This is a genomic window from Janibacter sp. CoH_79_TC_3 (genome assembly GCF_058197955.1).
Window position 1 is genome coordinate 67,340 of sequence record NZ_JBXWIV010000006.1, and the last position, 13,300, is coordinate 80,639.

At 44.0% G+C, this 13,300-nt stretch carries 10 protein-coding genes; 7 read left to right on the forward strand and 3 right to left on the reverse strand.

Annotated features, from left to right (window positions below; translation table 11 throughout):
* Positions 1 to 73 precede the first annotated feature (73 nt).
* Positions 74 to 1,378 carry an LD-carboxypeptidase gene (locus AC2FA3_RS07570; protein WP_490509064.1) on the forward strand — a complete coding sequence of 435 codons (1,305 nt, stop codon included), beginning with the start codon at positions 74 to 76 and terminating at the stop codon, positions 1,376 to 1,378.
* Between the two features lie 29 nt (positions 1,379 to 1,407).
* Here AC2FA3_RS07570 and AC2FA3_RS07575 read toward each other — a convergent pair whose 3' ends face one another.
* Positions 1,408 to 2,430, reverse strand: a complete 1,023-nt coding sequence (locus AC2FA3_RS07575) for a GlxA family transcriptional regulator (RefSeq protein ID WP_490509065.1) — start codon at positions 2,428 to 2,430, stop codon at positions 1,408 to 1,410.
* Between the two features lie 181 nt (positions 2,431 to 2,611).
* Between AC2FA3_RS07575 and AC2FA3_RS07580 the strand changes: the two genes are divergently transcribed.
* The 4 genes from AC2FA3_RS07580 to AC2FA3_RS07595 are packed head-to-tail and all read left to right on the forward strand — an operon-like array spanning position 2,612 to position 7,074.
* Positions 2,612 to 4,417 carry an acyl-CoA dehydrogenase gene (locus AC2FA3_RS07580; protein ID WP_490509066.1) on the forward strand — a complete coding sequence of 602 codons (1,806 nt, stop codon included), beginning with the start codon at positions 2,612 to 2,614 and terminating at the stop codon, positions 4,415 to 4,417.
* Positions 4,418 to 4,473: 56 nt separating this feature from the next.
* The gene (locus AC2FA3_RS07585) at positions 4,474 to 5,481 is read left to right on the forward strand and encodes an NADP-dependent oxidoreductase (protein ID WP_490509067.1); all 1,008 of its coding nucleotides are present in this window, start codon (positions 4,474 to 4,476) and stop codon (positions 5,479 to 5,481) included.
* Between the two features lie 3 nt (positions 5,482 to 5,484).
* On the forward strand, positions 5,485 to 6,267 hold the full coding sequence (locus tag AC2FA3_RS07590) for an SDR family NAD(P)-dependent oxidoreductase (RefSeq protein ID WP_490509068.1): 783 nt from the start codon (positions 5,485 to 5,487) through the stop codon (positions 6,265 to 6,267).
* A gap of 45 nt (positions 6,268 to 6,312) precedes the next feature.
* A complete protein-coding gene (locus AC2FA3_RS07595) occupies positions 6,313 to 7,074 on the forward strand; it encodes an SDR family oxidoreductase (protein ID WP_490509069.1) in 762 nt (253 codons plus the stop codon).
* Positions 7,075 to 7,203: 129 nt separating this feature from the next.
* On the opposite strand, the gene uvrA is transcribed toward AC2FA3_RS07595, so the two are convergent.
* Positions 7,204 to 9,771 (reverse strand): excinuclease ABC subunit UvrA, encoded by a 2,568-nt coding sequence (gene uvrA / locus AC2FA3_RS07600; protein WP_490509070.1) that lies wholly within the window; start codon positions 9,769 to 9,771, stop codon positions 7,204 to 7,206.
* A 372-nt stretch (positions 9,772 to 10,143) separates the two neighbouring features.
* Between uvrA and arfB the strand changes: the two genes are divergently transcribed.
* Positions 10,144 to 10,557 carry an alternative ribosome rescue aminoacyl-tRNA hydrolase ArfB gene (arfB, locus tag AC2FA3_RS07605; protein WP_490509071.1) on the forward strand — a complete coding sequence of 138 codons (414 nt, stop codon included), beginning with the start codon at positions 10,144 to 10,146 and terminating at the stop codon, positions 10,555 to 10,557.
* A 111-nt stretch (positions 10,558 to 10,668) separates the two neighbouring features.
* On the opposite strand, the gene AC2FA3_RS07610 is transcribed toward arfB, so the two are convergent.
* Complete coding sequence (locus AC2FA3_RS07610; protein WP_201604429.1) at positions 10,669 to 11,868, reverse strand: sugar transporter; 1,200 nt, start codon at positions 11,866 to 11,868, stop codon at positions 10,669 to 10,671.
* Between the two features lie 416 nt (positions 11,869 to 12,284).
* Here AC2FA3_RS07610 and AC2FA3_RS07615 point away from each other — a divergent pair, with 416 nt between their 5' ends.
* Positions 12,285 to 13,232 carry a LysR substrate-binding domain-containing protein gene (locus AC2FA3_RS07615; RefSeq protein WP_490509072.1) on the forward strand — a complete coding sequence of 316 codons (948 nt, stop codon included), beginning with the start codon at positions 12,285 to 12,287 and terminating at the stop codon, positions 13,230 to 13,232.
* Positions 13,233 to 13,300: the final 68 nt, after the last annotated feature.

Genomic DNA, 13,300 nt, shown 5'->3' on the forward strand with positions numbered 1-13,300 from the left:
AAGCAAGTAGATCGAAAACATAAAGATGGTTCAAAAGTAGATTAAAATAAAAGTTATAAGGTAGCAGCGAGATATGGGTGCCAAGAGTGAGTTATTAAAAGATGATAAAAGTAGAAATGGTCATACAGCGAGTGAAGCCATATTTGGGCTTAATCGTCGCCAGTTTCTACGTCAAGTGGGTATTAGCACAGGGGCAGGATTATTAGCGACCCAAAGTATTACTCAGGCACTGGCTGCTAGTAGTACTGGGCAAGATAATCATACCCAGCTTACCAAAGATGACCTGCCAACTGCGCTGATTGATGAGAGATTGGCATCAAAAAAAGCCATACAAAATGTATCGCCCGAAATGCTGCAATCGAACGCTAGTTGTATCATACCAAATATTGAGACGAGGCTTTTTGCCAGCTCCAATGTCGGTGGTAGTGACGAGCGCAATCAATTGGCATTAGATCGTTTGGCTTGTGCAGGTTTTAAAGTCGACAATCCTGCGATTACCACTCGGCAGTATTTACGTTTTGCTGGTACGGATTCGCAGCGAGCCAGTGACTTGCAAAATATCGCTACGGGTGCGATCAAAGCGCCAAAGCTGCTGCTGGGCGTACGAGGTGGTTATGGCGCCATGCGTTTATTACCGATGGTTGATTGGTCAACGCTGGGACGTATTATGAAGGAGCGGGCCACGATACTGGCAGGCTTTAGTGATGTGACGGCCATCCAGTGCGCGCTACTCGCAAAAGGAGGCATGAGCTCGCTGGCTGCTCCGATGCTTTATAGTGAGTTTGGCAAAATCAAACCCGACCAAGTCAGTTGCCGACAGTTTGTGCAAGCATTAACCAATCCCGGTCTGATTATCAATATAGCAGATGCATCTTTAACCAGTCAGAATTTACCGAGTATTTTGACAAATGGCGAGCCAAAAATGATAACTGGCACTATTTGGGGTGGCAATCTGAGTGTGGTATCGGCGCTGGCAGGTAGTGAGTATTTACCACGTATTGACGGCGGTATTGTGTTCTTAGAAGATGTGGGTGAGCAAGCCTATCGTATTGAGCGCATGCTGTATGATTTGTATCTAGGAGGCGCGTTTAAAGGTCAGCAAGGAATCGTATTTGGTGCATTATCGAGTACAGGTGAGGACAGTTATGACAAGCGTTATGATGTCGCCACGGTGGTTCGTCAATTGCATAAGCTAACAGGATTGCCTATTTATAGCGGCATGAGCTTTGGTCATATTGGACAAAAACACAGCTTTCCACTGGGGGCAACGTGTCAAATTAGCCCCAATGCAATCGGCGGCTACCAATTAGCATTTACGGATTATCCAACAATTAAAGCCGATACCATTCATGTAGAAGGATTATGGCAAAACCTGTAGCTATCAGCGAAATCAGCAACAACTAAAAACTAAATAGCCAATCGCGAAAACTTATCTTGATACTCTTTCGGGGTCAGCTCAGTGGCACGCTTAAAAAGCCGAGTGAATGATGAGATATCATCGTAGCCAACTTGCTCCGCCAGCGATTTTATCGTGACATTTCCTGACTCTAATAAACGTTTTGCCTGTTCAATTCTGACCGCTTGAATATATTCGATCGGACGCATAGCGACAGACGACTGAAAGCGTCTGTTTAAAGTGCGCGGGGTGATATTAATCATCGCAGCCAAAGTGCTCACTTGAATAGGATTTTTAAATTTTTCCTCGATAAACTCTTGCACTTGCTTGACCTGCGGGTCTGAATGCGGCTTATGTAAGGTCACATTGGTATAGCTGTTCTGATTGCCTCGTTTACTATCAATAATCTGAGTTTTTGCCACTTGAGTAGAAATCTCGCGCCCGCAATAGCGCTCTATCAATAATAATCCCAAGTCATAAAAGGCGCTACCACCTGCCGCACAAAATATGTTGCCAGACTGGTCTTTTGACTGGCTTTTTGAGTGAGTGACAAATTGGTTCTCTTGCAAATCAACCAGTGGAAAGTCTGCCTTAAATTTACTCGCATAGCCCCAATGGGTCGTCGCTATCTTATGATCTAACAAACCTGCCTTTGCCAAAAAGAAAGCGCCGCTACAGTTGCTGGCAATATCCGCCTTGGTGTTAGCTAGCCGCTTTATATGAGCAATTAAATCGCTATTTTGGCTCAATACTTTATCGATCGAATCCCCAATCGTTGGGATTAATAATAAGTCGCACTCTGTCACTTCCTGAATATCGCAATGCGCTTGCATAATTAAGCGGTTGCTACATCTAATATCGACGCCACCTAGGCTGGCGATCTGTACATTAAACCTCGGCTCCACTTCCTCATTTAAAAATCGTTGCCAACTGACGCCAGTAAATGAAAATAAATCTAGCGCTCCTGTCAAAGCGCTGCCAAGTACGCCATCGAAACCGACAATGATGACTTTAAAGGGTTTAAGGTAGGGCATAAGTTCTTAGTTTCCTATTAAAAGACTTATTCAAAATATCAATTTTTTCCAGTTTTTCCTAAATTTGTATGTCGATTTTGTCTTATTTGACCATGATTATGTCATAAATGACAATACGGCAGTCGGTCAAATTAGATTAATATTAATTGATAACCAAATTTAATTAGTTAGCGAGAATACTATGGCAGCAGATACGCTTATCAATGATTTTGAATTACCGTTCCAATTATATGACGTATTGGGTACTGAGAACTTAACCAAGCATCCGAAGTTTGCAGAACACAGCCGAGAAACCTTTGATGCGGTATTAGACACCGCCAATAAAATTGCAACCCAGCTATTCTTACCCCACAACCATGTGGCGGATAAGAACGAGCCCCAGTTTGATGGTAAAAAGGTCAGCATGATAGACGATGTCAAAGTCGCCTTTGATGCGTTCCGCGAGTCGGGCTTTATCGCGGGTCGTTACAGCTTTGACGATGGTGGCATGCAATTACCCGAAACCGTGATGACAGCGGTGGCAGGTTATTTTATGGCAGCCAATCCATCAACGACCGCATATCCATTTTTAACCACTGCGGCGATTAATGTCATCTCGCATTTTGCCAATGACGAGATTAAAAATGCCTTTATGCCGCGCATGCTGACGGGTGAATTTACGGGCACCATGGCACTAACGGAGCCACATGCCGGCTCATCGCTTGCTGATATCAAAACCACTGCTGTCAAACAAGACGACGGCAGCTACTGCGTAAAAGGCAGCAAGATTTATATCTCAGCAGGCGATCACGAACTGTCTGACAATATCGTCCATTTGGTACTAGCTAAAGTGCCCGGCGGTCCTGGTGGCGTCAAAGGTATCTCGCTATTTGCCGTACCGAAATATCGCTTAAACGATGATTTATCGGTAGGTGAGCGCAATGATGTGCATTTGACTGGGCTCATTCATAAGCTTGGCTATAGAGGCGCGACTTCTACAGCATTAAGCTTTGGTGATGCAGGTGAATGTCACGGCTATCTTATCGGCGAAGAGCATTTTGGTTTGCGCTACATGTTTAAAATGATGAACGAAGCGCGCATTGCCGTTGGCTTTGGCGCAGCGATGATCGGTTATCGAGGTTATCAGTATTCGTTAGATTATGCCAAAGACAGAATGCAAGGCAGAATCGCGTCTAATAATAAGCCTGAAGATGCGGCAACGGCAATTATTAATCATGGTGATGTGAAGCGTATGCTACTGGCGCAAAAAGCCTATACCGAAGGTGGTATTTCGCTGTGCTTATATGGCTCAAACCTTATTGACCGTATTAATACTTGTGAAGAGGCTACATTGAAAAATGAGCTTTCAGAATTGCTGGATTTATTAACCCCAGTGTTAAAAGCATGGCCGTCTGAATTTGGGCCTAAAGCCAATGATTTGGGTATTCAAGTATTGGGCGGCGCAGGCTATACACGTGAATATCAGGCCGAGCAATTTTGGCGTGACAATCGGCTGAATCCTATCCATGAAGGCACAAATGGCGTGCAAGCGTTAGATTTGTCATTTCGTAAGTTATGGCAAAACAAGGGTCTTGGTATTCAAATTCTGAAACGTGAAATCACGCGAGATTTAGAAAGCATTAGTACGCCCGAGACTGCCAAACTTGCTGGTAAATTGATGCCTTATATGGGTCATCTGCATGAAGTGTTGGTGCATTTAAGCAAAATCTTGCAAACGGAAAAAGCACTAACGCTGACTGGCAACGCGCAAGCATTGATGAATATCTTTGCCTCCATCGTGGTGAGTTGGATTTGGATTCGCCAAGCCAGTAAGGCCGAACAATTATTAAATGATACAACCGACGTTGAGAAACAAAACTTCTATCACGGTAAAATACAAGCGGCAAAATACTTTATCGATTGGGAACTGCCATTAATCAATCGCGATATTGCTTTGTTAAATAACGACAATGCCGTATGTACCGATATGCAGGCAGAATGGTTTTAATAGATTTTGAGCTAGGTTTAATATTAATGATAAATAAAATTTTAAAGGAATAAATAATGACAACAATGAATAAGCAATGGCGTTTAAAACAAAGACCTGTTGGCGAGCCAAGCGCTGAGACTTGGGCGTATACCGAGTCAGAGCTACCAACTATTTCAGACGGTGAGTTACTGATTAAAATCGAATATATCTCGATAGATCCAGCGATGCGTGGCTGGTTAAATGATGCCAAATCTTATATACCGCCGGTACAGATTGATGAGGTGATGCGCGCAGGTACTGTAGGCAAAGTCATCGAAAGTAAACATGAAAAGTTTGCCGTCGGTGATTATGTCGTTGGTCACAATGGCGTACAGTCGTATGCAGTTAGCGATGGTACTGGACTACATAAAATCGATCCAAGCCTTGCGCCATTGTCTTATTACTTAGGTGTGCTTGGCATGCCGGGTATGACGGGTTACTTTGGCTTGTTAAAAACTGGTCAGCCAAAAGCTGGCGAGACGGTCGTTGTTTCTGGTGCTGCCGGTGCTGTTGGTGGTTTGGTTGGACAAATTGCCAAAATTAAAGGCTGCCGCGTCGTCGGTATCGCCAGTGGTGCTGAGAAATGTAAATTCTTAGTCGATGAGCTAGGTTTTGATGCGGCAATCGACTATAAGAATGAGAATGTAAAAAAAGCGTTAAAAGAAACCTGTCCAAACGGCGTAGATGTCTATTTTGACAACGTCGGCGGCGATATTTTAAATGACGTGCTGACACAAATTAACCTGCATGCGCGTATTGTGATTTGCGGTGCGATTAGCCAATACAACACCACCACAGAATTAAAAGGTCCATCAAACTATTTGTCTTTATTAGTCAATCGCGCACGAATGGAAGGTATTGTCGTCTTCGATAATATCAAAGAGTATCCAACGGCAATGAAAGACATTGCTGGCTGGATTCAGTCTGGTGAGTTAAAAGTAAAAGATCATATCGTTGAAGGTATCGAGACTTTCCCTGATACTTTGATGATGTTATTTAAAGGTGAAAACTTCGGCAAACTGGTACTTAAGGTAGAGGGATAAGTCATGACACTGAATACAAATGGAATTGCATCAGACGTAACGGGTAAACGCATTTTAATCACCGGCGGCGCGTCTGGAATTGGCGCTGCAAGTGCGCTATTGTTAGCCAGTCGCGGGGCTAAAGTGGTGATTGGCGATTTGGCAGAAGAGATGGGTGCAGGCGTTGCAAAGCAAGCGCAAGATGCTGGTACTAGTATCGTGTTTAAAAAAGTTGATGTCACTAGCGGCGATGAAGTACGCGCGTTGTTTGCCTTTGCCATGGAAACATTGGGTGGTCTTGATGTCGTGATAAATAATGCGGGTATCGACCATCAACCTGCGCCGATGCATGAGCTTAGCGATGAGGATTTTGATCGTAATATCGCCGTCAACCTAAAAGGCGTCTGGCACTGCATGCGTGCGGCTGTTGCATGTATGGCACCTAATGGCGGTGGACATGTGATCAATGTTGCCTCGATTGCTGGTTTGCGTTCTGCGCCATTACTGTCAGCTTACAGCGCTGCTAAACATGGCGTGATGGGGCTGACTAAATCTGCTGCTCATGAATATGCTCGCGTCAATATCCGCTTTAATGCGGTATGCCCAAGCTTTATTGATACGCCAATGGTGCGTAATACCATGGCAAATATGGACGAGCGCGCGCAACAAGCGACGATAAAAGCCAGTCCAATGCGCCGTTTAGGGACAGTTGATGAAGTATCTGGTGCCATTGCTTGGCTGGCGAGTGATGAAAGCAGCTTTATGAATGGTCATGCCTTTACCCTTGATGGCGGTATGCTGGCTTAACATCAAAAGTATTTATTAAAATATTTAAAAATAAAAGGAACACCTATGAAAGATTTATTTGATTTAACCGGTAAAATTGCTTTGGTGACGGGTGCTAGCCGCGGTATTGGCGAATCTATCGCCCGTCTATTGGCTTCAAGAGGCGCGCATGTGATTGTGTCTAGCCGTAAGATTGATGCTTGCCAAGCGGTGGCGGATAGCATCAAAGCTGATGGTCATAAAGCCAGCGCCTTTGCTTGTCATGTGGGCGAGATGGCGCAGATTGAGGCGATTTTTGAGCATATAAAAAGTGAGTTTGGTCAAATCGATATCTTAGTCAATAATGCCGCCGCAAATCCTTACTACGGTCATATTTTAGATACTGACTTAGCTGCTTTTGATAAAACCGTTGAAGTCAATATTCGCGGTTATTTCTTTATGTCGACGGCTGCGGGCAAGATGATGCGCGAGCAGGGTGGCGGAGTGATTTTAAATACCGCATCGGTTAATGGTTTGGTCGCGGGTGATAAGCAAGGCATTTATTCAATTACCAAAGCTGCAGTGATTAGCATGACCAAAGCTTTTGCCAAAGAATGTGGTCCATTAAACATTCGCGTCAACGCCTTATTGCCAGGTTTAACCGATACTAAGTTTGCCTCGGCGTTAACCACCAATGATAAAGTCTTAAAAATGGCGCTGCATGCAATCCCGTTAGGGCGTGTTGCCCATCGTGATGAAATGGCAGGCACGGTATTGTATTTGGTGTCTGATGCATCAAGTTATACCACTGGCGCAACGATAGTCGTTGATGGCGGTATGCTTGCCTAGTTATCAATGAGTAGTTTGAAAAATAAAGACAGCACTTAACATAGAAAAACCGCATGATATTAAAATCGTGCGGTTTTTCTTATTGCATATTTCCGTTTTTTAGTTAGTGTACTGTCTTTTATATCAATACTAAGTGAATAAAAAAGGCGCAGTGCGACTCTCTTTGGACTTAGCCACCTTTTTAGGCGTACCTTCTGTGACAATAAGCCCACCTTCATCGCCAGCACCCGGACCCATATCGATAATCCAATCGCTGTTGCTAGCAACTTGCATATCGTGCTCAACCATAATTACCGTATTACCGGTTGCGACCAGCCCATTTAATTGTGCCATCAGCATCGCGACATCAGAAGGATGTAAACCAGTGGTCGGTTCATCGAGCACATACAGCGTATCGCCGCGCTGGGTACGCTGCAGTTCGGTAGCAAGTTTGATGCGCTGTGCTTCGCCACCAGACAACTCGGTCGCTGGTTGCCCAAGTCTTAGATAGCCAAGCCCAACTTTTAGCAAGGCATCTAAGGCGCGCATTATTGGGGCATCATTAACGAAAAATCCAGAAGCGGCTTCGACTGTTAAATCGAGCACTTCAGCGATGTTTTTACCTTGATAAGTAATTTCTAGGGTTTCGTCATTGTAGCGCTGACCATGGCAAACTTGGCAAGGCGAGTAAACACTCGGCAGAAATAGCAGCTCAACACTGACAAAACCGACGCCTTCGCAATTTGGGCAACGTCCTTTTTTAACGTTAAATGAAAAACGTCCTGCATCATAGTGTCTCGCTTTTGCTTCTTTGGTAGCGGCAAATAATTTGCGCACATGGTCGAACAGTCCAGTATAAGTCGCCAAATTCGAGCGCGGCGTGCGCCCGATGGCTTTTTGGTCAACGGTGACTAAGCGTTTTATATGCTCCATACCATTGACTATCTCACCGCCTATTGGCGTTTGTTGCTCTTGCTCAAGTAAAGCCGCTTCATCAGTGGGCGTTTCAATCACGGTTTTTTGCCCTAGCGCATTGTAGACCAGTTCAACCAACGCCTGACTGACCAAACTCGATTTTCCCGAACCTGAAACGCCTGTTACTGTTGTTAATATCCCTAAAGGAAATGCGATATCTAACCCTTGTAGATTATTGCGCTCGATATTAGCAAGCTTTAGCCAATGATTAGGTTGTCTTGGCTGCTGGCTTGTTAATTGCTGGCTTTTCGATTGATGATCTGTGCAATCATGATTAAAAAGATATTGTCCAGTATAGGAATCAGAGATATATCGCAAGCCTTTGACAGGGCCGCTATACATGATTTCACCGCCATGACTGCCCGCTTTTGGTCCGACATCGACTATCCAATCGGCATGGCGAATGACGCTGACATCATGCTCGACAATGAATAATGAATTACCCGCCTCTACCAGCTCGTCTAGAGCGCCTAATAGCGCCTGAGTATCGGCAGGATGGAGGCCGGCGGACGGTTCATCGAGCACGTAAACCACGCCAAATAGTTTAGAGCGAATTTGGGTGCCAAGTCTTAGGCGCTGTAGCTCGCCGGGCGATAAGGTAGGTGTGGTGCGTTCAAGGGATAAGTAACCTAGCCCAAGTCTGGTTAACGCTTGCACACGCGATAAAATGTCACTGGAAATACGCTTGGCAACGATGGCTTTTTCACGGTCGAGCATATCATCGCTGAGTTTTTTATTAGCAGCGTCGTGAAGTTTAAGAGCCAGTTCAGTTAAGGTTAATTGTGACAGTTCACCAATATCAAGCCCCGCAAATTTAACCGACAGCGATTCTTTTTTGAGTTTTTTACCATAACAACTTGGGCATTCTGAAATTTGCATAAACTGCGCCACGCGTTTTTTGGTACGCGGACTTTGGGTCGTGGCAAAAGAATGTAAGACGAAATTTTTTGCACTGGTAAAGGTGCCTTTATAATTGGGCTTTTCACCTTTTTTAATCGCCTCGCGTACTTGCTCGAGATTGTATTCTGGGTAAACTGGCACTTCTGGGGTTTCATTGGTAAATAAAATCCAATCGCGGGTTTGCTTGGATAACGTGTTCCAAGGTTTATCGATATCGTAGCCAAGTGTCGTCAATATCCGACTTAGGTTTTGCCCTTGCCATGCCGGTGGCCATGCAGCAATGGCGCGTTCTCGAATGGTTTTAGTCTTGTCGGGCACGAGCAAATCTTCTGTGACCTCAAACACGCGACCAATACCTGAGCAAGTAGGGCAAGCACCTTCTGGCGTATTTGGCGAAAAGGCATCGGCATACAGCATGTCTTGCCCAGCAGGATATTCGCCCGCTCGCGAGTACAGCATACGCAGACCATTTGAGATGGTGGTCACGCTACCAACCGATGAGCGTACCGACGGCGTACCGCGTTGTTGTTGCAGGGCGACCGCAGGTGGCAAGCCTTCTATCGAATCGACATCAGGCTCACCAACTTGGTCAATCAAGCGCCGCGCATAAGGCGATACCGAATCAAGATAGCGGCGTTGCGACTCAGCAAACAAGGTGCCAAACGCCAATGACGACTTGCCTGAGCCTGATATGCCCGTAAAAACAACCAACCCATTACGCGGTAAATCAACATTAACATTTTTGAGATTATGCACCCGCGCGCCTCTGACCTGAATGCTGTTATCAGCTGAGACTTGGTTGGTTGTAAAAGAAGATTGAGTTTTTTTATTATTGTTGCTCATAAAGCGCTTATTCCTATCAGATCGTGGTTTTAGCTTTTGTTTTAGCTTTTGTTTTAGTTTTAAAAGTATGTGCTAAGAATTTGTTTATTAAAGAGTTTGCTTGTTAAATAGCCAGCTAATCAAACCATATCTTGCCAACTTAAAATCATCCTAGCATGGCAAAAAAGAATTTTTGGACGGGCTTACGCTTTACAGACAGAGGATAGACATAGTGACGTCAAACGATAACATTTATGAGGTTTACCTTATAAATTGCAGATTATAGATGTTAAGAAATATGGATTTTTGAGAACCGTTAAGCAGTCAAGTAGCGAGTTAATTGAGAATGCTTTATCATTAACCTTATCTATCCATGATTTATAAAAGTATTTTATGATTTTTATCAGCAGTAATATCAGTCTTAATGACAGTGAAGTTGAAATTAGCGCCATACGCGCACAAGGGGCAGGTGGGCAAAACGTTAATAAAGTGTCCTCTGCGATTCATTTGCGTTTTGATATTCATGCGTCAAGCTTGAACGATGTCATTAAACAGCGTTTATTGGACAGTAAAGACAGTCGAATCACCAAAGAAGGCGTGCTTATTATTAAAGCGCAGCAGTTTCGCACCCAAGAACGTAATCGAATTGATGCCTTGGAGCGGCTGCAAAGCTTTATTATAAAATCAACTCATGTCAATAAAATACGTAAAGCGACCAAACCTAGCAGAAATGCCAAACGTAAACGCGTTGATGCAAAAACCCAGCGCGGTAAAACCAAAGCCTTACGAGGTAAGGTAGATTTTTAAATCCTCTGCTCTTTTTTGTTTTTGCTACTTTTAGATAAACCAAACAGCAAAATGCCAGCATATTTAAATAGCTGGCATTTTGTATAGGCTTATTTACTATCAAATTTTTAGCTAACCAAGTCTTCTACTTAATTCAGGAAAGCGCTTTATCATAAATAACATCAGTAGCAGCGACACACTAGCGATAGCTGCACCAACATAGCCGACGCTTGATATTGAGATATGCGTCACTGCATAACCACCAAACAGGGCACCTGCGCCAATTCCTAAGTTAATAATACCTGAGAACATCGACATCAGCATATCTTGCGCCGTGACATCAACCATGATGACTTTGGCTTGCATGGAGATAATTAGCAGCATAAGCGCCGCGCCCCACAGTAACGCAATCAAGCTCAGCGCCCAGATAGAAGTCACGGCAAACAATAGAACCAGCATAGAGATTAGCATTAATATGATCGATATCAGCATCAATCTGGTATTAAAACGATCACCCCAGCGGCTGAATATTACACTGCCTGCAATCCCTGCTACTCCAAATAATAGCAAGACAACAGTCGCGGCGTTTTCACTAATAGCGCCAACCTGCCGCATAAAAGGCTCAATATATGAGTAAGCCGTATAGTGGGCGGTAAAGACCAATAAAATGAGCAAATATAAACAGACCAACAAGGGGTTTTTAAGCAATTCTGGAATCTTTCTAAAAGAGCCTTCAAACATACTTGGTAGTGTTGGCAACAGCCTTGCTTGTAGAATAAATACGATGAAAGCAATCACGCCAATACCACCAAAAGTCGCCCGCCAGCCAAACCATTGACCGACCAAGCGCCCTAATGGCACGCCAAGTACCATTGCCAATGAAGTACCGGTCGCAAGTACGCTAAGCGCCAGTGCTTTTTTGCCTTCTGGCGCTACGCGTATCGCAATCGCGGCGGTGATTGACCAAAATATCGCATGCGATAGTGCAATACCCACGCGGCTAATCAGCAATACATCAAAGCTCCATGCGAATACTGACAACACATGGCTAGCAATAAAAACTACAAATAAGCCCAAGAGTAAGCTTTTACGCTCAAATCGACTGGTGAGCAGCATCAATGGCAATGACATGGCCGCGACAATCCACGCATACAGCGTCAACATCCAGCCAGTCTCAGCCGTGGTAATGGAAAAATCTTGGGCGATGTCACTTAATAGAGCAACGGGGACAAATTCGGTGGTATTCATAATAAAGGCGCTGACGCCCATCAAAAATACTTGAAAATACTGAGTTCGGCGAGCATTTGCGCTCACCTCAAGGTTATGTTTCATATGATCCAATACAAATAAAGAAGGCGTTAATAGATAACGTTAGCTGAAAAATAATTCATGAGTTTAAGAATAACGGCGGCATAGGTCGTAATGATGAAAAAGAGGAGGGCAAGATAGCAAATCAGTTGCGGTATGTCAGAGCCTATCATCAGGCCCTACTATTTTATCAGGAATTGATGGTGTTTTTTGTAGGAGAGTCTTTAAAATTGGCGACTGAATAATTAAGTGGATCGTCAAATTCATGCTTAAGTAAATCCGATGAGGGTGTCCGTGCCAGTTACATAGTGCTTATAGTGAGGTATCGCTATTTAAGCTTGAATATAGGTATGATGACGCCATAGGCTAGGAATGCCTGATAACGTGATTTTAAATAGTTATTAATATTTTACTAAGATGGGATAAAAGAAAAACAATCTATGAAAACCGACACCAATAAACCATTAGCCTTTAGACGATACCCTTCAACGACGGCGCTGCAATGTTTTGAGACCGCTGCCCGTCATTTGAGTTTTACCAATGCCGCGCAAGAGATGCACATGACCCAAAGCGCCATTAGTAAGCAAGTGGCGCAGTTAGAGGAGATGTTAAACCTGTCTTTATTTTATCGGACACCGCACCGGATTTCATTGACCCCTGCTGGCAAGGCATATTATCTTGAAGTTTTGGAGATTTTAAAACATATCGAGGTGGCGACCACCAATTTGATGTCGCATAGCAGTAATACTGAGCTGCTAAAAATCGTCTCGCATCCGACATTTTGTGCTCGTTGGTTGATTCCAGCACTCAGTGGCTTTAGTCAAGAATACCCGCTTATCAACCTAGATATCAAAGAATTAGTAGGTCCATTTTTTTCTGAAGACCAAAATGTCGATATTGCTTTTTTATATGGTGATGGAATGTGGAGCAATATGGAGGCCATAAAATTATTCGATGAATATTGCGTTGCTGTTTGTCAGCCGCAGTATTTGCAAGATAAGACGCTGAGTACCGAGTGTTTAAATGACTATGTGCTATTGCAAATAAGCTCGCGCTTAAGTGCGTGGTATGAGTATTTTAAGCAGCAAGATATCAGCGTTGATGGCACCTTTGTAGGTCCGCGTTTTGAGACCTTTCATGCTTGCATTTCTGCCGCCTTACTTGGTTATGGCATTGCTTTGGTGCCGTTACGTTTGGTCGAACCCGAGCTACAATCAGGCGCTTTGGTGATGGCGTGGGATTATGCGGCAAAGGGTCGCGGCAGCTATTATGTGACTTATCCTCTCTCTTCGGGACAATCACATAAGGTCAAAGCCGTTTTAGAATGGATTACTGCTTATTTGGCAATCTCAGATGAGCGCGAAAAGGCGTTAGGGTTGGTTTTATAACGCCCTTCAGTCGTATTTTTATAGTGCTCTTTTGGTGACTTTTATCCTGCAAAATTATTTGCTGTGAG

Bases quoted from the DNA above. Each gene is read 5' to 3' on its own strand.
- uvrA (WP_490509070.1), bottom strand. From the start codon at position 9,771: ATGAGCAACAATAATAAAAAAACTCAATCTTCTTTTACAACCAACCAA.
- arfB (WP_490509071.1), top strand. From the start codon at position 10,144: ATGATTTTTATCAGCAGTAATATCAGTCTTAATGACAGTGAAGTTGAA.
- AC2FA3_RS07580 (WP_490509066.1), top strand. From the start codon at position 2,612: ATGGCAGCAGATACGCTTATCAATGATTTTGAATTACCGTTCCAATTA.
- AC2FA3_RS07590 (WP_490509068.1), top strand. From the start codon at position 5,485: ATGACACTGAATACAAATGGAATTGCATCAGACGTAACGGGTAAACGC.
- AC2FA3_RS07595 (WP_490509069.1), top strand. From the start codon at position 6,313: ATGAAAGATTTATTTGATTTAACCGGTAAAATTGCTTTGGTGACGGGT.
- AC2FA3_RS07610 (WP_201604429.1), bottom strand. From the start codon at position 11,868: ATGAAACATAACCTTGAGGTGAGCGCAAATGCTCGCCGAACTCAGTAT.
- AC2FA3_RS07615 (WP_490509072.1), top strand. From the start codon at position 12,285: ATGAAAACCGACACCAATAAACCATTAGCCTTTAGACGATACCCTTCA.
- AC2FA3_RS07585 (WP_490509067.1), top strand. From the start codon at position 4,474: ATGACAACAATGAATAAGCAATGGCGTTTAAAACAAAGACCTGTTGGC.
- AC2FA3_RS07570 (WP_490509064.1), top strand. From the start codon at position 74: ATGGGTGCCAAGAGTGAGTTATTAAAAGATGATAAAAGTAGAAATGGT.
- AC2FA3_RS07575 (WP_490509065.1), bottom strand. From the start codon at position 2,430: ATGCCCTACCTTAAACCCTTTAAAGTCATCATTGTCGGTTTCGATGGC.